Source organism: Zooshikella ganghwensis DSM 15267 (assembly GCF_000428585.1).
Lineage (GTDB): Bacteria > Pseudomonadota > Gammaproteobacteria > Pseudomonadales > Zooshikellaceae > Zooshikella > Zooshikella ganghwensis.
This window is the reverse complement of record NZ_AUAF01000059.1, coordinates 6,257-27,754: the sequence shown is the minus strand read 5'-3', so window position 1 is coordinate 27,754 and position 21,498 is coordinate 6,257. Positions and strand designations below refer to the sequence as shown.

Annotated in this window: 5 protein-coding genes; all 5 read left to right on the top strand. The window is 47.6% G+C overall.

The features are described 5' to 3' along the window. The first annotated feature begins 266 nt into the window (after window positions 1-266). The 5 genes from F607_RS35150 to F607_RS0113785 all read left to right on the top strand — a co-directional run bounded on the left by F607_RS35150 (window position 267) and on the right by F607_RS0113785 (window position 21,485). Window positions 267-1,721, top strand: coding sequence for a LamG domain-containing protein (locus tag F607_RS35150; protein WP_051311478.1), 1,455 nt, complete (start codon window positions 267-269; stop codon window positions 1,719-1,721). Between the two features lie 212 nt (window positions 1,722-1,933). Continuing rightward, on the top strand, window positions 1,934-3,214 hold the full coding sequence (locus F607_RS35530) for a LamG domain-containing protein (RefSeq protein WP_051311477.1): 1,281 nt from the start codon (window positions 1,934-1,936) through the stop codon (window positions 3,212-3,214). A 600-nt stretch (window positions 3,215-3,814) separates the two neighbouring features. Then, on the top strand, window positions 3,815-19,975 hold the full coding sequence (locus tag F607_RS0113795) for a LysM peptidoglycan-binding domain-containing protein (protein WP_027708551.1): 16,161 nt from the start codon (window positions 3,815-3,817) through the stop codon (window positions 19,973-19,975). Continuing rightward, entirely contained in the window at window positions 19,972-20,661 is a 690-nt protein-coding gene (locus F607_RS0113790; RefSeq protein WP_027708550.1) for a hypothetical protein, read from the top strand. Before F607_RS0113795 ends, F607_RS0113790 begins: the two co-directional genes overlap by 4 nt. Next, entirely contained in the window at window positions 20,655-21,485 is an 831-nt protein-coding gene (locus F607_RS0113785; protein ID WP_027708549.1) for an ADP-ribosylglycohydrolase family protein, read from the top strand. The genes F607_RS0113790 and F607_RS0113785 overlap by 7 nt, the downstream gene beginning before the upstream one ends. Window positions 21,486-21,498: the final 13 nt, after the last annotated feature.

The window sequence follows — 21,498 nt, the reverse complement described above, 5'->3', positions numbered from 1 at the left end:
TGGAATAATCATAACTACGTAGCTAATTGTCGTCTAACGATTATCGATTAGTGTATTTAACCCCCTCCCAACCTCCCCCTTGGAAAAAGGGGAGGCGCTGATTGTGCAAAATATAAAGTTAAGTGGTTGGCTTTTATCTCCGTTAAGTTGCCCCCTTTAAGTATGAGAGAAACAGGGGAAAACTTGTCTTCTTTCCCTCCCCTTAGTTAAGGGGAGGGGCAGGGTGGGGTTAAAAAGTTTTCCAGAAAGTAAAAAGGTTATATTTAATGAAAAAGTCATTAGCCGTAGTTGTTTCAAGCATTATTAGTGCTTCAGTATCCACTTCGATAATAGCAGAGCCAGTATTAACCAACTCAGAATTAGGTTTTTGGTCATTTGATGCGGGGTTTGATCGTGAAGGCACTAGAGATTTTTCAGGTCAAAATAACCATGGTTATTTTTATAGTTTTGCTGATGAGGTGCTGGCTGGCGCTACGGTATTAAAAGGTGGTCAATATACTAAAGATGGAGCTAAAGGAAATGCGTTGATTGTTGATGAAACTGACCCACTCGTTATTGACATTAAGAAATTTGATATCAGTAAACCATTTTCTGTAGCACTGTGGTTTAAGGTAGATGAACTCAATACTGCTCAAACATTATTTGAGCAAAAAAATACGCAGGATGATGCACGTTATGGACTTTATCTAAATAGCCAAAATCAGTTAGTAGTTGAGTTTGTAGATAATAGTGGCAGTAAAGGTGGTTTAGCTTCTGTTCCATTGAATGATATTCAAGGTAAATGGCAACATGTAGTATTTTCATTTGATGGTAGCCAATATGATATGAATATGGCACTCAATGGAAAATACTTAAAAACGACCAATAAAGGTTTGCCAGTAGTATCTAAGCTAGATGGCTTAATTATTTTAGGCAATGGCGCTGAACAAACACCTTTACTTGGTGAACTTGACGAAGTGCATCTTTATAATCGTGCCATCAGTTCAACAGAAGCAAAATGCTTAGCGGAGTTAGGTTTTAAATGTGTACCTGCATTTTATCAAGGACCTCGTGGAGAAGTCGGAGAACAGGGTGCCACAGGGTTAAGTGGTCCCAGAGGAGATAAGGGCGAAAAAGGAGACAGAGGTCAACAGGGAGAAAAAGGTGAAAAGGGAAGTACTGGACCTGTAGGACCAAGGGGGCCACAAGGTTTAAAAGGTGAAAAAGGCGATAAGGGTGATCAAGGACCAAAAGGTGATACTGGTCCACAAGGGGTTGTTGGACCTCAGGGAGCAAAAGGCGAAGCAGGCCCTCAAGGTAAACCGGGTTCATCAGTGGATAGAAAGCATTATTTTGTATCAAGGGAGCAAAGAGGTACTTCTTTAGTGATTCCTGAGCAGGATATTATTGATTTATGTGGTGATGAGGATGGATGTCAAGTGAGGCTTGGGATGGAGGGATTTCTTGGTTCAACTGGTGAGCATAGTAAGCGTGTAGCTTCCAGGTTTACATTATTTTATTACGATGCTGAAACGAAGCAATGGCGGGCTTCAATCAATGATGATAATGGTAATAATAGTAACAAGGTTACTCAGCATATAATGAAAATTTGGTCGTGTGCTTTTACTGATGGAAAGTATCAAAACTGGAAGGATTTATCTGATACTGATACTAGCTTTGGTTTACTTTCATGGAATGATCATGGCTATAACGCCAACTGTCGTTTAACAATTATTGATTAGTGTATTTAACCCCCTCCCAACCTCCCCATTGAAAAGAGGGGAGGAGTTGATGGTGTTTAATTATAAATGTAGTGATTAATTATTAACTCCGCTAAGAAGTTACATTTAAATAAGCAGTTGGGGAAAACTCGTCTTCTTTCCTTCCCCTTAAATAAGGGGAGGGTTAGGGTTGGGTTACAAAATATCTGGGAAGTGAAATAAGGTCGTAAATAATGAAAAAAACTTTGGCAATAGCAATTTCTGCTGCGTTGTTTTCACACGTGTCTGTAAATGTTCATGCTGAACCAACTTCGGCAGAAATAGGTTTTTGGTCTTTTGATGCAGGGATACACCAGCAAGGTGGTGTGGATTACTCAGGACAAGGTAATCATGGTTACTTTTTAGAAAACGGTGCGGGTGATTTAAGTGGGGGAGTTTATAGCAATGAGGGTGTTGAGGGCTCTTCACTTAAAGTAGAAGAAAATAATCCCTTTGTTGCGCAGGTTAATTTTAATGGGGAAGCCTTTGATATAAACCAACCGTTTTCAGTTGCATTATGGTTTAAAACTAAACAAGTTAACGAAAAGCAGGTGCTGATAGAAAAAGCCGACTCAACAGGTGATGCACTATTTGTTGTATTTTTAGACAGTGATAACCGTCTGAAGGTGATGTTTAAAAATGCTTCTGGCGTGATTGGCGGTATTGAATCCCTTGATCCTTTACCACGTTATCAAAATAAATGGCAGCATTTAGTGTTAGCTTATAACGGTAAAACTAATGGGTTGCACTTGGCGCTAAATGGCAAACGTTTGAAAGACGTCAAATTAGGTATGCCAGATAACTTGATAACAGATGGACCTCTGGTATTTGGTAATTCTGTAGCAGAGCAACTTGCTTATCCGCTACAAGGCGAGCTTGATGAAATCCATGTGTATAACCGAGCGATCAGCTCTTTAGAAGCAAGCTGTTTAGCGGATGTCGGTTTTAACTGTGTTCCTGAGTTCTATCAAGGTCCACAAGGGCCCAGAGGTAATCAAGGCGCACCCGGTATTCCTGGCAATAAAGGAAACCAGGGTGAAAAAGGCGATCGAGGTCCTCAAGGTGAGCAAGGGCTGAAAGGTGATGCTGGTCCACAAGGTCCAGTTGGACCGCAAGGACCTAAAGGGGCTAAAGGAGATAAGGGCGCGCAAGGACCAATAGGGGAAACAGGTTCGCAAGGTCCTAAAGGTGACAAGGGTGATCAAGGCCCTAAAGGGCCTCAGGGTCCAGAAGGACCTATAGCTACTCATTATTCACAGTTGCCAACTGGGAGTGTTGCTGGGTATTGTCAAGTAGGCAATGCAAAATACACCTCTAACAAAAGCAAATATGAGGTTATCTTACCAGCTATAGCACTACCTAAATGGGGTGGGTGGCAATGTCAATGTGAAAATGGTTGGAAACCTGTCTATTATGGATTTGCTAATTATGCAGGTTCGGCAAATGTACTGTTTTATAGCTGTATTAAAAACTAGCATCTTTACCTAAGTTAGATCTAACTAAAAGGCTATTTGACCCGTAGCAAACTGTTTGCCGCAAGGATGCGGCAATCAAGTCTCCAGGGAAGGATTCACGACGTGCTTGCGGATGGGTCAAGTAGCCTTGTTATATTCGCTTAGCCATTTTCCAGCTCATCCAAAACTACTCTTTCGTACCACTATATTCTTAACTCTTAACTTCTCACTCTTCGCTGTGGATATATAACGCAGTGATTGTATAAATAGTATACAGAAATCCCATTTTTTGCTGCTTATTTGACCATTTCAAAAAAAATCTAAATTTTTTTCATTTTTTATTTAACATTTTTGGCCAATCACTGGATATATATAAATATACCCCTTGTGATGGGTAATGCCATGGTGAATGTTGTGGATACATCGTCATGGTCTGGTTTTGTATTAAATGAATTCAACATAGATGTCGGCGGTTCAGAGGATAGCCTTGGTTGCTTATAACATACGAATATATTCGTAAATCAAAGCAAACCTATCACGCGGCTTTGAAGTCAATAGACTCAATACCGCGTATGGCGATCAAAGAACCCTGGTGGCGCAGTTAAAAAAGGTAAATACATCATGGTAGCCGTTGTTGCGGGTCAAGGGTTAGGCTTATACAACAATTCACTGACTGGTTTGAATGGGCAAAGTAGCGCATTAGGGCAGGGGAATAATCGGGTATTTATTAACCATAATACCGGTAATTTAATTATCCAGCATTATACGGATGAGTTAGCGAGTAAGGGACTCAATACCTCGTTATTACAAACTTATAATAGCCAGGGGCAAAGTAATGACCCACGCAATCAACCGTGGTTATTAGGTTTAAACCGCTATATCAGTGAGTTGCCAGAGGTACCCAATGAAGCAGGATCACTGCTGGTTAAGCGCAATGGTGATGGTAGTGAAAGTATTTATCGCTACAGTGAACAACATAAGGCGTATATCACAGCCGATGGTGATGGTGCGCATGATTTATTCCGTTATGATGCGGCAACGAAAAGCTGGACCTGGGAAGAAGGCAGTAGTCGGGTAAAAGAATTTTATAATGGCACAGGCCAGTTGACTGCTCTTGAAGACAAAGCAGGTAATCGTACACAGTTAACATACCACAATAACCAGCTGATTAAGCTTGAAGATGCATCTGGTCAAATAACGCACTTAAGTTATGAAGGGCAGAAGTTAACTGCTATTCAAATTGAGTATACCGGTGATAACAGCCAGCAAATCAAACGCACATTAGCGCAGTATGGTTATGATGACTTAGGTCGTTTGGAAACGGTCATTACAGATCTAACACCTGATGATAATAGTGTTGAAGATGGTGCTATTTACCAGACTACCTATAGCTATGAGGGTGACAGTCAGCGTATTAAGCAAATAACCAATAGTGATGGCACGCAGCTGACGTTTACCTATCAGCAGGTTGGCGATAAATACGTCATCAGCCAATACCGTGATGCGACCGGTATAGGCGCAGACTATCATTATGACGCTGACAACCGTACCACGCAGGTTACCGATGCACTAGGCCAGCAAACGGATTATCAGTTTGATGACTTAGGGCGTATTGTTAAGGTATTAACGCCAGCCATTGATGGTCAGCGTACCAGCCTGCAATACAGCTACGATGCGCAAGATAATATCGTTGAAGTGATTGATGGATTGGGCAATAAGGTTACGCGTGAATTTGATGTCATGGGTAATCTGGTTTATGAGTTTGATACTAATCATCATATAAAACACTTTCAGTATAATGATCAGCAGCAGTTGGTAGCGGAAGCGACCTGGCAACTGGAACGAGCACCTTTAAATGATAACGAGCGTAAAGCTATTCCCGAAAATGTAGTCGCGAAGCGCTATGTCTATGATGAGCAAGGGTTTAAGCGTTTTGTTATTTCCCCTGAAGGCAATATCACTGGATTAAATTATGATGCCTATGGCCAGTTAGTTGAAACCTATCAGGTTAATGGCATTCTCTATCCCAAAAATAAGCTGGTGTTACGTCAGGGTGAAAACGCAGCTCAGCTAACAGTCACTGAATTAAATGCATTGGTGAGTAGTGAGCAAGCTGAAAAAGTTATGCAGACCACGTCATTATACGACAGTCGTGGTTTGGTGGGTAAAGTTATTCAGCATGATGGCCAGGGTAATACCCAAGAAACTGCGTTTCAGTATGATGCGTTTGGCCGACTGCTCCGAAAAATTGATGGGGCGAGTGTAGCAGAAACAATTAACTATGATAGCTTGGGGCGAGTACTGAGTAAAACCAATAAGGCCGGACAAACCACGGTTTTTCGTTATGATGATCAGCAGCATACTGTCGCAACAACCTTTAGTAATGGTTTAGTTAAAACCGAATTATTTGATGCTGCAGGACGCTTATTAAGTCGTACAGAAAAGGCGACTGATACAACAGCAACCAACCGGGTACGCTTTTTTTATGATAAAGCGGGTCGGCAAGTGGCTTCTGAAGATAAAACAGGTAGTCGAAGTTATACCCTGTTTGATGCGCGCAATAGAAAAGTAGCCAGCATTGACAGTGTCGGGGCATTAACTGAATTTCGTTATGATGCTAACGGTCAGCTGATTGAAAGTATTCAGTATCAGACATTAGTCGACACACGTCGTTTGCTCTCTTTTGGGCAACTCAATGAAAGCTTATTTAACATTGATAAGCTACGCCCTAAAGCCAACCCAACAGCCGATCGCCATCAATACTGGGTGTATAACAGTCAGGGGCAAAAGCGTTTTCAAGTAGATGGCGCAGGTGCGGTGACTGAATGGGCTTATAATGCCTATGGTAAGGTCGTCAGTGAAAAGCGTTATGAAACTGCACTGAGCTCAGACGTGCTTGCTGAGCCACTGACTGAAGCCAATATTCTCGCCAAGCTGGGTGATTATACGCCGATTGTTGTCGATAACAGTACAACTACGCGCTGGCCTGCCAGCGAACACAGTGATGCGCAATACCATTTAGGTGCACTCACCCAAACCACGAAAACCGTCACTTCAGGTGCGAATATTGAAGCGACCAGTCAGGCATCGACACGCAATGCTAAGCCTTGGCCTGATTATGTCACTGACATTAAGCAGCAAAACCACCCGGATATTAACGGCACTATTCTGCTGAATTACTTAACCCCAGAGGAACGGGCACAGGTTAAGTATATTCGGGCCGATCTTTATAACCTGCAAACACGACACTCAACGTTAAGTCGCACTTTTCCAGACAAGTTTGATGATTACCAAGGGCAACTGGTGTTACCTGCTATTTCGGGTAATGGCCGCTTTCGTGCCACAGTGATAGTTGAGCTTAACGACGGCACGACAATTGTAAAACCCACTTTCGTATTGGAAAAAGGCCGTCAGCAAGTGTTGTCACAAACACTGCGCTGGCCGGCTGATGATATGGCTGAACTCAGTGGTGCTGAACATACACTGAAATACCGTATTGTCGACAGAGTCGGCCCCGACCTTGAATCAGGCACACCCTTTACTGAAAAAAGTATTGCGGTTGTCGATGGGTTTTACCAGGTTGAGCTGACAGATTTAATCCCCAATACCTCTTATGAAATCGTCATTGATCAACAAGCCGGTGGTCAGCGCACAGGGGACGTCAGCCGCTATCATAAAACAGCGCGTTTTCAGTGGGTGCCACAAACCAGTCATCAGCCACTTAATGTGCGGTGGGAGCAGCACATTATTGCCAACAAGCCCACTGCCGGTGCTTCCCTGACGGGGGTTATCGCTGATGATCAGGCCCATAATATCGATTACATCCAAGTCTATGTGGATGACGCACAGACTAATGAACAAGTATCAGAGGCGATCACCTATCCTCGTGGTTATCGTTTTTATCAGGGTAATATCAACCTCTCGTTGGACCGTCCTCTAGATAGCGGCAACTACCGTATTTCCGTCCATAAGCACTATTTGGATGGCACCAAACAATCAGAATCATTCATGTACACTGTGGGTGATCAGCAAGGCATTGTGGTTAACAGTAAGCTCACCATCCCGCTGGACAAGCTTCCCCTTGATGTGACCCAACCTGGTACCACCATCGCTTATCGACTGGCTCAGCAAGATAATGCGGAGTATCAGTTTATTGATCTGGCGTCACAACGCTCTGCGGATGGCAAATCCATTGAGCTAACACTGCATGACCTGGTGGCATCCCGCAATGATTTGTATATCAAAATCGTTAAAGATGGCTACCCCCCTATTGAACTAGAAGGCCATGCCTTAGTGGTGGTTGATGGCTATTCCTATCAAACGCCACTGCTGAAATTTGCCGATCCCAACGGTGATCATATTAAAGGGCGTTTTAGCCACCAGCTTTACAACGATAACCAGCAACTTATCGGCAGCCTCGATGCGGCAGGTTATTTAACGGAATATGTATATAACCCGGCTGGGCAAAAAATCCGTGAAATTCGCTATGCCCAAAAAGCCGTGGACTATGTGAGTCAGCAGTTTGATCGTGAGTTAGCGGATATTCGTCCAACAGCGGATGTTGCCGATCAGCAAACGCACTTTATTTATGATGGTTTTGGTCAACTGACCGCGACAGTGAATGCTGAAGGCTACCTCTCTGAAAATGTCTATAACGCACTGGGTCAGCTCACTCAAACGATTCGTTACCATCAGTCAGTGAACTATGCGGGGCAAAGCCTAACAGAGCTGCGTACGCTAGCGACCCATGCCAGCCAGCCAAACAGCGTTGAATCCATCACCTATGATACAGCGGGTCGAAAGCAAACCACTACAGATCGATTTGGGGTCGTCACGCGCTATACCTACAATGCCGATGGCCTGCTAAGTCAAACCATAACCGGTGAAGACAAGCAGTTCAGTCAGGCACAGATTACCCAGCAGCGTTTTGATCAAAAGGGACGTATTATCGCTGAGTTAACGCCTGAAGGTGCAAAGCGCTTGGCGGAGGCGACCACCGATACGGCGCGCGAGGCCGTTTGGCGTGATCATGCCACTACGTTTGTTTATAACGAAGCAGGGCTAAAAATTCGCCAGCAAGCGCCTAAAACCACAGAAGGTGGTCAACCTGTAACCTTCTTCTATTACGACCACCAGCAGCGTTTGCGTTACAGTATTCAGCAGGTCGATAACCGGGGGCAAGCGTCTGTCATCGAGTATCGCTATAACAGCTTTGGTGAACAAACCACTCGTGTTGATTACTTTACGTTAATTGATTCAAAAGAATTAACGGGTGGACTGGATAACAGTCGTCAATTAAAAGTGATCAAGTCCAATCCCAAGGACCGTATCACTCAGCAGGACTTTGATCAGGCCGGCCGCAAAGTACATACCATAGCTGCGGACGGTGCTGAAACACGACTCGCCTATAACAGTTTTGGTGAAGTGAGCCGATTGGCAAAAAGCATTCGTGCCGCCAACGGAGAATATGCCGTCACTGAAACCGCTTATGATCAGCGGGGCTTGGTCAGTCGTATCAGCCAGCTGGTGGGGAGCGCTGAGGCTTCAACCACTCTTGCTGCAGGCACGAAAACACTCGATACCCATCATCAATACGATGCCTTTGGGCGACTCACCGTTAAAACCTTTGCGGATAATCACCGTCAACAAACTGCCTATGACCGGCTGAATCGAGTGGTTGCGGAGATCAATCATAGTGGTGAAACCACCGCTTACCGTTATGATGCGCTAGGCCGCAAAGTCAGTGTGACTGATCCATTAGGTCAAGTAACCCAGTATCAGTTTGATGACCAGAACCGCAGGATAACGCTGGTTTCTCCTGCAGGGCATACCGTCACCACCCAGCACAATCAGCATGGTGAAACGCTGGAAATTACGGATGCCAAAGGTAATCGTCAGCGGTTTACCTATGATGAAGCCGGGCGTCAAATCAACGCTGAGCGGCTGGATGCCCATGGAAGTCTGTTGCAGCAAGAGAGTAAGGTCTATAACCAGCGCGGCTGGCTGGTGGAGTCCATCGACAGCCAAGGCATCAAGCGTCAGTTTAGCTATGATGCGGTGGGCCGTAAGCTGTCAGAAACCGTCGACCCAGAGGGTGCAAAACTCACTACCAGCTACCGGCTGGATGCGTTTGGCCAGATTACCTATCAACGGGGGCCTGATCGCGTATCGACCACTATGCAATATGATGCGGCAGGACGCGTGCTAGAAGTGATGCGAGACAGTGGCTTTGGTGGAGCATCGCTGATTACCCGGTCAACGTATAATGAGTTGGGGCAGCTGATTGCTGTCGAAAAAGGTGACCGTCGCCATGGCATGTTGGCTCAAACGCACTATCACTATGATGCGCTTGGCCGAAAAGTCGCTGAAGTAGTTGACCCTGATGGCTTAGCTTTGACCACCCGTTATCAGTACGATGCTCGTGGTAATGTGCTGGTGAAAACCGATGCGAATGGTAGCCAGAGTTTCTTTGGCTATGACGTCAATAATCGCCTGCGTTACAGCGTCGATGGGCAAGGTGGCGTTACCGCCTATAAATACGATGCGGCGGGGCAAAAAATCCTTACCCGTCACTATGCTAAAGCCATTAATGTCGAAGGCTTGGCTGAGCAGCTGCTCGCCAGTACTGAAAGTCGTGGTGACATTGAAGCACGTTTGGCCGCGCGAAGCTTACCTCAGCTGACGGAGCATGACCGTCTGAGCTTTAGCTTTTTCAATGCCGATGGCCAAGTCACCCATAAGGTGAATGGCTTGGGGCAAGTGACTGCCCTGCATTACGATGCCAATGGCAATGTGATTCAGGAAAGCCGCTACAGTAATCCATTAGCTGATACCCAAGTTTATGCACTGCTCGAAAACCATGACCTATCCATTGTCGCTGCTGGGCTGAAGGATAACCCTGCAGTTACCACCTATCAGTTTTACAATGCGCTAAACCAGCCGGAAGTGGTTATTGATGCTGCCGGTTATGTAGCGGTTAATCAGTATGATGAGGTGGGCCGGCTGACGTCTACCCTCAAATATTCACTGCATTACGATGATCACCTGAATATTGATCCGCAGAAGATGCATCAGCTGACGGCTGCTGATGTCTTGCAGTCTATTGAAAAGGTGAAAGCGAATCCTGAGGAAGCTCGCGCGTTAACAGGGCAGCGCACCCAAATTATTTATGATGAGTTAGGTCGTAAGCAGTATCAAATTGATGCTGCTGGTTACATCAGTGCCTTTAAATATGATGTCAATGACCGGCTGGTGGCGAGTCTGCAGTATAAAGCACCCATTAATATCAGCCTGGACTCAGTAACCCCGAACGCAGAGCAACTTGAAGCACATATTGCCCAGCACAATGAAACAGCGGTTTTCCAGCAGCATGTGTATGACAAAGTTGGGCGTGAAGTTTATACCATTGATGGACAAGGTTACGTTACTGAGAAAGTCTATGATGCCTTGGGGCAGGTGACAGGCACCAAACGCTACACCATGCCTGTTGAATACAATGCAGCGCCAAGCTATTCAAGCGTCAGGCGTGCAGTACGCAGGTTAGATGCTGTCGCCACACACACTGCCTACGATAATGCAGGCCGTGTTCAACTGGAAATCGATGCCCTCGGCCATGTCACCGCCCATGAGTACGATGCCTTAGGTCAGTTGCGCCGTACGGTGCGTTATGCTCAAGCCCTGGATGAAGGGCTACGTGGTGGTTCGACCGCTGAGATCGCCGCGCGCTTGTCAGGGTTGCAGCATGCCCAGGACCAAGCGACAGTGTATCGTTATGATGCCGCAGGCCATAAAACCGCGTTGATTACCGGTGCAGCCAGTGCGGTCACATTAGGGTTGACTGAAGACCAGTTACAGGCTGGGTTAGCCTCGGGTCAGCTGCGGGCTGAGTGCTATGAGTACGATGCCCTAGGCCAACGGACCGTGTTGCGCCAAGCCACCGTGGACGGTGATTTCCGCACCTTATTCTATTACGACAGCAAAGGTCAGTTGACCCGTGAGTTGAAGCAGGTGGATGCCGAGCACGGTTACCTGACCGTGTTCGACTACGATGCCTTCGGCAATAAAGTCTTCGAGAACCGCTACAGTGGCTTGCTCCCCATGGCCCTGGGTGCCAACCAGTCACGTTCCTTGGTCTATGCCGATCGCATTGTTCGTTTCCGTTACGATGCCTTGAATCGTCTGGTCGCCGAAACCGTGCCCAGTGCCGATGGTAATGGCCACGAGACCCAGTATCAGTACGATGCCTTTGGCAACCTGACCTTAAAAACCGAAGCGGCGGGTATGCAGGCCGAGCGTCGCACGGCCTATCGTTATGATGAGCGTAACCAAAAAATTGCGGAGATCACGGCGCTGGGTACGGAGGCCGCGGCAGAGACCCAGTACCGTTATGATGCGTTGGGTCGGGTCAGTGCCATTGTCGATGCCCGGGGTGTGGCCCTGGTTCAAGACGACAGTGACTGGGCGCTGGCCGAGCGTGCACGGTTAGGCATCGTCAATACCGTCACCACCGAAGATGGGCAAACGCGGCCGGGTGGGGCTAAGCGCGCGCATGAACTGACCGAGGAGGATATCGCCACCCTGCAAGCCGCGTATACCAGCGAGCAAACCTTTGATGCGGCGGGGCGCAAGATTGCCGAGCGTGATCCACTCGGCCATGAGACGCACACCGTTTACGACGCCTTTGGCAACATCATCAAGGCCACTGATCCTCGTGGTCAGGTTGGTTACTTCTTTTACGATGCCAATAACCGTTTGCGGTTACAGATTGATCCTAAAGGCTACGCCACCGAAACTCGTTATGATGCGTTTGGTCAGGTGGTCAGCACCTATCAGTATCAGCAGGCACTGGATCTCAGTGGCGGTGCTATCACTGAACAGAGTGACCTGACCGCGCTGATCAGCCAGCTGCAAGCCTCGGTGGATAGTGGTTCAGGCAGTGGTTCGGATAAGGTGATTGTCCAGCAGCATACTTTGAATGCCTTTGGTCAAATCCTGAGTTCGACACAAGCCGGCGTCACCACCACCTTCAGCTATGATGCCCAAGGTAACAAGCTCACCGCTACCGATGGCAATGGCCACACCACTCACTATGCCTACGATGCCCAGGGGCGCTTGATTGAAGAAACCTCCCCCGAAGTGCGAGTAGTGACCGATGTTGAGCAAGGCTTGGTTAGTACTCAGGTGGTCGTGACGCGTCATCAGTACGATCAACTGGGTAATAAGACCCAGACTATTGTCGGCGCTAACAGTGATCAGCCACGGGTCACGGAGTTTCGCTATAACGCCCAGGGCCAGTTGATTCAACAACGCCAGTCAGCCCACACGGTTGACGGTCAGGCGCGCCCCCAGGCTGCGACCATTAACCGCCAGTACGATGCCGTGGGCAACTTGATTCGTGAGACCGATGCCAACGGTCAAGTCACCACCCTGTACTACAATGCCCGCAACCAGTTAATCGCCCAGGTGGATGGCGATGGTGTACTGAAGACCTTTGGCTATGATGCGGCCGGTAACCGGTTGGCTGAGCGCACCTATGATCAGCGATTGGCTACCCAGACGCTGATGCTGCACACCCCACCGGAAGGTCAAGGCGAGTACCGCGAAACCCACTTTGAGTACGATGCCAACAACCGCGAGCTGGCCCGTTACAGCCGTGAAGTGTTAATGCATGATATTGACCGGGGTTACTTCTATGGCCGCGTCGGTCACACCCAGGTCTACGATGCCAACGGCAATGTCATTAAAACCACCGACAGCCGGGGCCATAGCACCTACACCTTCTACGATGCCAAAGGCCAGGCCATTCTGTTGGTCGATGCCTCCGGTTATGCCACCCAGCGCGAGTACGATGCGGCGGGGCACATTGTCGAAGAACGGAAATACGCCCAAGCCCTGCCCGACAGTGCACGCACTAACCTCAGTATCGACAGCGATCCCCACGCGCTATTGGCAGCGTTGGATGCGAGTCATGCCGATAACCGGATTACCCGCAACCAATACGACGCCTTAGGCCGCTTGGTATTGACCCGCCAAGTGGGGGTCAGTCACCAAGTCCAAGGTACGGATGAGGCCGCTGGTGAGGGTGAGAACAACCGCCAATGGCAGACCCAGCAAGGGGATGCCATCACCGAAATGCTCTACGACGCCAATGGCAATAATGTCGCCATTATCCGCCGCAACAGTGGTGACGCAGCGGAACGGGTGGATGTGCAATACGATGCGCTGAACCGCAAAGTGCTGGAGCAAGGCGCAGAATACACCGCCGCCGATGGCCGCACCGTACGCCAGACCAGCAGTACCTATTACAACGCCCAAGGTGACACTGTTCTGAGCGTCAAAGAAGCCGCCGACGGTCAGCAAACCGCCTTTAACCTGGGTGCACAGGACTTGATTACCCGTCAGGTCTATGACAACGCGGGGCATCTGATTAAACAGATCGATGCCAATGGGGCAGTCACCGAACTGTTCTATGACGCCAAAGGCCAGATGGTGCGCAAACGGCAGCAGCTACAACAGGCGGCTGGCAGTGAGCATCAGGTAGAGACACGCTTTGGCTATGACAGCCAAGGCCGGGAGATCTGGCGTGATGAAGGGGTGGGGGCGATTCAACGCACCTACTACAACAGCCATGGGGAAATCAGTGGCAAAGGCGTCAATGATCAGGTGCACGAGTACTATGAGTACAACGCTGCCGGTCAGCTGTTCAAAACCAATAAAAAGAACGGTGCGCCTCAGGTGTTTGTGTACGATGCCAATGGCAATGCCTCGTTAGAAATCCAGTCGATGACCATCGACTTGAAGGACATTACCCTCAGCCAACTGCGCACCCTGGATGCCAGCCAGCTGCACATCACCCTCAGTCGCTACGATGCCCGTAACCAGCTGATTGATGTCATTCAGCCGGAGATGACCTTCCTGCAAACTGAAGACAGCACCGCGGCGGGTGTTGAAGTGATTGAGGCAACGCCGTACACCTTTGGTGAAGCGAAAATGACCGGTGGTGAGAAGTTTGATTTTAACTTCAAACTCTTTGCCCGAGGGGCGGGTAAGCACTGGCCTCGCTGTTATTTTAGGCAGCGTAGTGTGCAGTTTAAATGGTCGGATATTGGTGAGTATGACGGTGATCTGCTGTTTGAATGGGATTCCGGTTACCAGAGCCATACCAAAGGCTCGTTTGTGGTGAACGCCAGCCGTGGGGAGTACACCATCCCTCTGCAGGGCTATATGAGAACCTCGGTTTGGCAGCTGAAAAACATGGCTTTCAAATACCAGGTCAAAATCTCCAAGAAAAACGAGGCGGGTGAGTGGGTGCCTCTCACCGAACAAACCGGGCGTTATCGCTGGAGTCCTAGGCGTCCCTACTATAAACATGAAAATATGTGGAGCTGGGAGAAAAACCATGTGGACATGCCTAAGCTGCTGACCTTAAAAGAGCAGCCACGGCAGGCTACCCGGTTACGGATGTACTACCGCCCCGCCCAAGAGCCTGGCTATACCAGCCGCGCCTATGACGAGGCCAATTACCAGCCCGGCAAGTATGCCCATCGTGTGGATGGTGCCCGGATGAATCGCGAAGGGGACTGGGCGCTGGATCTGACCAACGCCCCCGGTCTCTCCGCCAATCAAGCCTATGAATACTACTACGAGGCACTGACCCCACAAGGCACGGTGATTAACCGGGGTGAGGGGATCTTCCGTACCACCCAGAATGCCAAGCACGGTGAGACCTTTGACCTGCGCTTTGGGTTGCAGCAACAAGCCGCCAGCGCCGCGGCTGACGGTGAAGTCGCAAAACCGAGTCAACAAACCCTAAAGGACCTGCAACTGCGCTGGGCCAACTTAGGGGGTTACCAAGGTAAGCTGAAGTTTGACTGGAATGCCGGCTTCGGCGAGGCCAAAGGCTCGGAGATTGTCGAGGCCAGTGCCGGGGAGGTTAACCTACACCCCAACGTCTCCCTGGAAAATGCCGAAGGCCGTACCTTCACCTACACCGTCAATGTCTACAAGCAAAATGCTCAGGGTGCGTGGGAGCTGCTGGACTGGCTGCAAGGGGATTACAGCTTTGCCGCCGAACGCGGCGAGTCCGGTGAGTTTAGCGCCAAGGCCCATCACCAAATGAGCCGCTTTCATGCGCTGGACCAGGGTAGCGTCACCCACCGCAATACCGGTCGCGCGGCTTACACCAAAGCCAGCCTGGACTATGTGATTGGTGACGGCTTGGAAACCAGCCACAGCATTCATCGACAGCAGCGTTTTAATGCCTTTGGTGAGGTCATCGAAGAAGTGGATGGTCGGGGTAACAGCACGACCTTCCGCTATAACCAGCGGGGGCAGATGGTCAGCAAACAGGCCCCGGAAACCAACGCCACCGATGAACAGGGTCAGGTGCATAAAGTCCGGCCCACCACCCACTATGGCTACGACCTGTTAGGCCAACAGATCACCACCACTGATGCCAATGGCAATATCAATGAGCAACAGTGGGCCGCGGGGCAGATCATCGCTGAACGCCATGCCGATGGTGGTCAGGTACAAATGGGCTTTGATGCCTTTGGGCGCAAAGTCCGCCAGACCAATGAACTGGGGCAAGTCAGCCAGTACCAGTATGATGGCGCGGGTAATGTCACTCAGGTGGAACGGGCCGGCGGCAATACCGACCAGTACACCTATGATGCCGCTGGTCAACGCCTGACCCACACCAATGCCCTCGGCCACACCGAGCGTTACCAGTACGATGCCAAAGGCCGGATCATGGCGCACCACAGCTATGGCAACATGGTGACTCAGTACAGCTACCGTTATGACAAAAGCATTGGTGGTATCGGCGGCTGGGTCGTCACCAAAACCGATGGCAACAAACACACCCTGGTGGACCATCGGGATGCCTTTGACCGAATTCACTACCACAAAGACTTAGGCGATCGCACCTTCACCTATGGTTACAATGCCGCGGGCAAACTGGCCTGGCAGAAAGGCGATACCGTGCTGGGTAACAGCAATGCGGTGGATCAGGAGATTTACTACGGCTACTACAACAACGGCTATATCAAAAATATTGATGATGTGGGGGCCAATAACTACGCGGAGTTCCAATACGACAAGAACGGTAACCTGACCTTCGAAGGTTACAGCAACAAAGATGCGAAAGACGGCTACAAGAACGTCTACACCCAACGCTCCACGGTGGAATACGACAGTCTGAATCGCATCAGCAAAATCGACGATCCCAAGTACACCATCGACTATCAGTACGATGCGATGGGCAACCGGCGGCGGGTGCACAGTCGGTACAAACAGGTCAACGGCGAGTGGCATGACCAGGACTTCTGGTACACCTACGATGCCATGAACCGCTTTACCACCACCATGGGGGCCCTTAAAGACGGACAGATCACCCCGGGAGATCACGGGTATCGGATCAGCTATAACCTAGCGGGGCAACGGGTCAGTGCCACCAACAAGCAGCACACCGAACGCTATCACTACGATGGCAACGGCAAGCTCACCGAAACCTACATCGACGATCAACTCCGCGCCCGGCGGATCAACGATGCGGTAGGCAATACCACCAGCTACCTGGAATATGACCAAGCAAACAATGTCTACCGCCAGGTCAATAAAGACTACGACCAAGATAACCGCGTCACCCAAGAAACCACCACCCGGGCCAAAGGCAAAGCGCAAAACAAAGGCAGCACCTATCACTTTGATGGGGCGGGGAACCTCAGCACCATGGAAACCTTCGGGGAAGAGACCAATGTGCGCACCCGTTACACCTATGAGCGCTGGGATGACTACAAACAGAAGACCATCAAAAACGAGGGGATCACTGACAAGGAGTTTGACTTCCCCTGGCGGCCAGGGATGTCGATTCTGCATTACGACGTCAACGGCCATGTCAACATGGCGGAAGACAAATACAATGCGCGTATCCTGCGTTATGTGAATAACCATAAAGGCCAGATCCTGACCCGTACCGAGGAAGGTCATGATCGTAACGCCAATCACGAAGCCTACCTGCGTACCCATCACTTCTACTACGTCAATGGCATTGGTATTGGTGATGTCGGGGATGATGGCCCGACCTATACCGACTATGCGACCCAGCTGGCCTATAACCAAGGCTTAATGCGCAAGCCAGATAAAACTGAGCCGGTGTTCAGTGCCGACTTCGATGCTAACTTCCAGGCCATTGGCGAAAACTACCCCGCACAAAGCCCGGGGGGGTATACCGTACAACAAGGCGATACTCTGCAAACCATCGCCTTAGCGTTATGGGGGGACAGTAGCCTGTGGTTTATGCTGGCCGATGCCAATGGCTTGCAACCCCAGCAACTGAAAGACTTAAAGCCCGGCACCTTCCTCACGGTGCCCAACAAAGTCACCAATATCCACAACAACAGCAGCACCTTCCGCCCCTATAACGCTGGAGTGGCGATTGGCGATGTGAGTCCGACGTTACCGGATATGCCACCGCCACCGATTAAGGCCGCTGGGGGTTGTGGTGGTGCGGCTGTCATTATTGCTGTTGTTGCCATTGCCGCTACTATTTTTACCGGTGGTGCGGCGCTGATGGCTTTGACAAGTACTGCCTCTATGACTGCAGCAGTGGGGACTGCAACATTAGGTCAAGCCATGCTGGCTGGAGCAGCGGGAGCAGTAGCAGGTGATTTAGCTGGACAAGTTGCAGGCATGGCTATGGGGGTTCAAAAAAGTATTCACTTTAGTCGAACTGCAAAAGCTGGAGCCAGAGGTGCTATAAGTGCTGCTGTAACCTATGGAATAGACCAGGGCTTAACACAGGCTGCTCAGAGCGGGTCACAGTGGGCTGCGACAGCCAGTGATTATATCCACAGTAGCACCACTGCAAGGGCTACGGTTTCTAATATCGCGAACCAAGCACTAGGGACTGCTACAGGATTACAAAAGAAATTTGACTGGAAAGGTGTTGCAGTTGCAGCGGCTGGTGCATCAGTGCGCGGTTATGCAAGCGATGCATTAAGTATTGATGCGAATGACTCATTTGGTCGTTATGCATCTGCTCTGACAGAAGGCGTTGTAAGAGAAGGTATAGCCTCAAAAATATACGGCAGACGCTTTGACTTTAAAAATACAGCTCAAAGTGCACTTACAAATGAGCTTGGAAGTCATATTGCGGGCTATGAAACATATGATCAAGTTTCAGGGAGATTGGCAAGGCAGCAGTATCTTGCCCGACAAGTATCTAAGCCTACACCAAGTACTCAAGCAGCTCAGCAGGAAACTGCGATTAGGGAAAATCACAGCTCAGTGGCTAAGTCGAGCGGAGGGGTTAAGTCAGAGAGGGTGCAAAGTAAGTTAGAAATTACTGAAAAGAGCAAAGTGGTTGAAACCAGTCGTAAACAGCGTCAGACAGCTACTAGCAAGAATGTTTCAAGTACAGTAATTACTAAAACTGCTGGAGATAGCGTAGTAGATCCTTGGTTTGGTTTGAACAGCGGTGTTGAACTTGATAGTGATGCTTTCGCTGAAGCAATGTGGTCTGAATATACGGGGCAAAAAGTTGTAGAGCTATTCAACAAGCCTGAGGAGGCTTATGGCCCATATCAGCTAGATCAGTCAGAGATTAATAGTGGTCTCCAAAAAATGGCTGAGAAGAACTCGCCTTGGAATATGCTAGGGATGACGAAAGTTGGCTATTTGAATCATTCTGCGAAAGTAGCGGCTAAAGATCATCAACGGGTCTGGGATAATTACTCCTACCAAAGTGCCGATCCGGTGATGAAAAAGTTAGTCGATATTAATCGGGAATATGATGGTGTTATAACCGACCTTATGGGGTATACATTGGCTGGCGCAGGGGGGTATGCTGCTGTGCGTGGAGCTGTAGCTCTAGGGTACTGGGCACTTGCGAACCCGGTTAGTGCAACTTACGTAGGGACTGAAGGAGCAGGTGTTGTAGTTGGTTTAGCTGGTGGTGATGTACCGTCATTATTACCAACTCCTCCTGCAAGTAGTTTTGGAAAACTAGGGAGCACTGTTACTGGCAATGCTGATGGGCAGGTAATTCATTGGGCCACTGAAGCTGGTGATGCGCCATATGCGAAAGCACTTTCTGGTGATTACTCATTAAATACAGCAAATGTTAAATTACAGGCTAGTTTAGTTCCAGACATGCTTGGGGATTTATCTTCAGCATCTAATTACACTAATCTAGTATCTAAGTTCAAAGGTACTTCTACAAAAGAAATTCAAGGCTTTTATTCTCAAATGGATAATCTGGACATCAACTATAAAAATCTTGTCAATAGCGCAATGAAAAAGTATGGAATGACTTCTGATGAAGCTCATGCTGTTTTTGGTTATACAACAAAATTATTCTACCGAGATCTAAATCATACATTAGCTAATGGTAGAACTACTGAAGCTCTTGAGCTAGCTTCATTAATAAAGTCGGGTTTAAATAAAATGCCCAGTGCCGGAAATAAACAATATCGTGGTATAAGATTGGAAGATGATGCAGCAATAAGTGCTTTTGATTCACAGTTTAAGCTAGGTAATACAATTGAGTCCAGCTTTTGGTCAACTGCTCCAAATGCAAGTAATGCGTATGTTGGAACAAGGAATTTATTAATAGAAACAAGTAGTGCTAGAGATATATCAGAGTTAGCTTTTGGAGTGAATTTTCATCAAAAAGTAGGCAAACCTGTTTACTCATCTGAGACAATTATTCCTCCAGGAATTAAGTTTAAAGTAATGGGGGTTGATCAAAATGGCAGAATTATTTTGAGGGAACTTCAATGAATACAATGAAGTATGAGGAATTACCTCGAACTTTACAAGCTAGAGTCAAGGTTGATGATTTTCTTTCTGCATACTCAATTAGCGATTCAGAAAGTGTAATCGTTTGGGTTGTTAATAGTGACCTTGGAAAGCAAGAAGAGCTTGAGTTCTCAATCTTTGAGAACAGATTGCTATCAAGAAAAGAAAGGGAATCTGTTATGCCTACTGGTAAAACGACTATTTTTTCTGAATTAGGAGTTGAAGTACTGACCGACTATAAATTAGAAGTAGCTACAAATGTTTTATACGAGATATATAAGATTTTCTCTGTTGAGTCTAAAAAAATTATTGCGGAGAAATCGCAAATTTACTTTACGCCTTATAAAAGTACACTCAAAGAAATCGTTATTAATGCACTTGATGATTACCAATTTCCAAAACTATACGAGGGATGGAGCGAAAACGAAAAAATCAATTATTGGGTAGAGGTGTTATACCGTTTAAGAAGGCAAACAGGTGAATCTGGTGGGCATGAAGATGATATTTTTAATAAATCTTTGATCGATCAAATGATGCAAGTAGATTCGAAGGTAATTAGTATTTTGCCTACTTGTTTAAAACGATTAGCAAATATTGAACAACTGGATGAACACAGTTTAACTAAGTCTTTTGAGGCTAAATCAGGTTGCAGTTTGACATCATGTTAAAAGAAATTGCGATAGCTGATGCTTATGGGGCTGGTTTTGAGTTTTCTTCTAAAGAAAAAATTAACCGATTTAATAACTTGGAAAACTACTGTGAACATGAGTTATATGGAGTAGTAGGCAAATATACCGATGACACGCAGATGTCAATTGCTATTTCTGAGTTAATTCTTTCTAAATCCGAGTGGTTGGAAAGTGATATTGCATCAATATTTGTTGATTGTTTTAAACGAGACCCTCATAAAGGTTATTCAAAGGGCTTTTATACCTTGTTGAATGAGGTTCAAAGCGGAGATGAGTTAATACTAAAGCTGCGAAATAACAGTGATAGAAATGGTGCTGCTATAAGGGCTGTACCATTAGGAAGTATTAAAGATACGGAAGAGTTAATATACAAAGCAAGGATGCAAGCTGCTATTACTCATAATACTGACATAGCTATTAGGGCTAGTTGTGCAGTTGCTATGGCTGCTAATTTTGGTCTACATCAAAAGGGAAAGCTATCACAGTTAAAAGCGTTTTTGGAAAGTAAGTCTTTATCTGGTTGGAACTATAATTGGAGCGGTAAAGTTTCAGTTAAGGCATTTGATACTGTAAGCGCAGCCTTTAGTTGCTTATTGAGTTGCCAGAGTTTGAAAGAGCTGCTAAGGAAAAGCGTTGCATTTGGAGGTGATACCGATAGCATAGCTTCGATAGCTGTTGGTCTTGCTACCTGTTTTGAAGAGTATGATCAAGAGTTACCAATCAACTTACTAGAGAGTCTTGATGAACCCATGTATGGGCTTGAATATCTAGAGTTGCTGGATAGGAAGTTACTTACTCAATGAAGAAATAAACAAA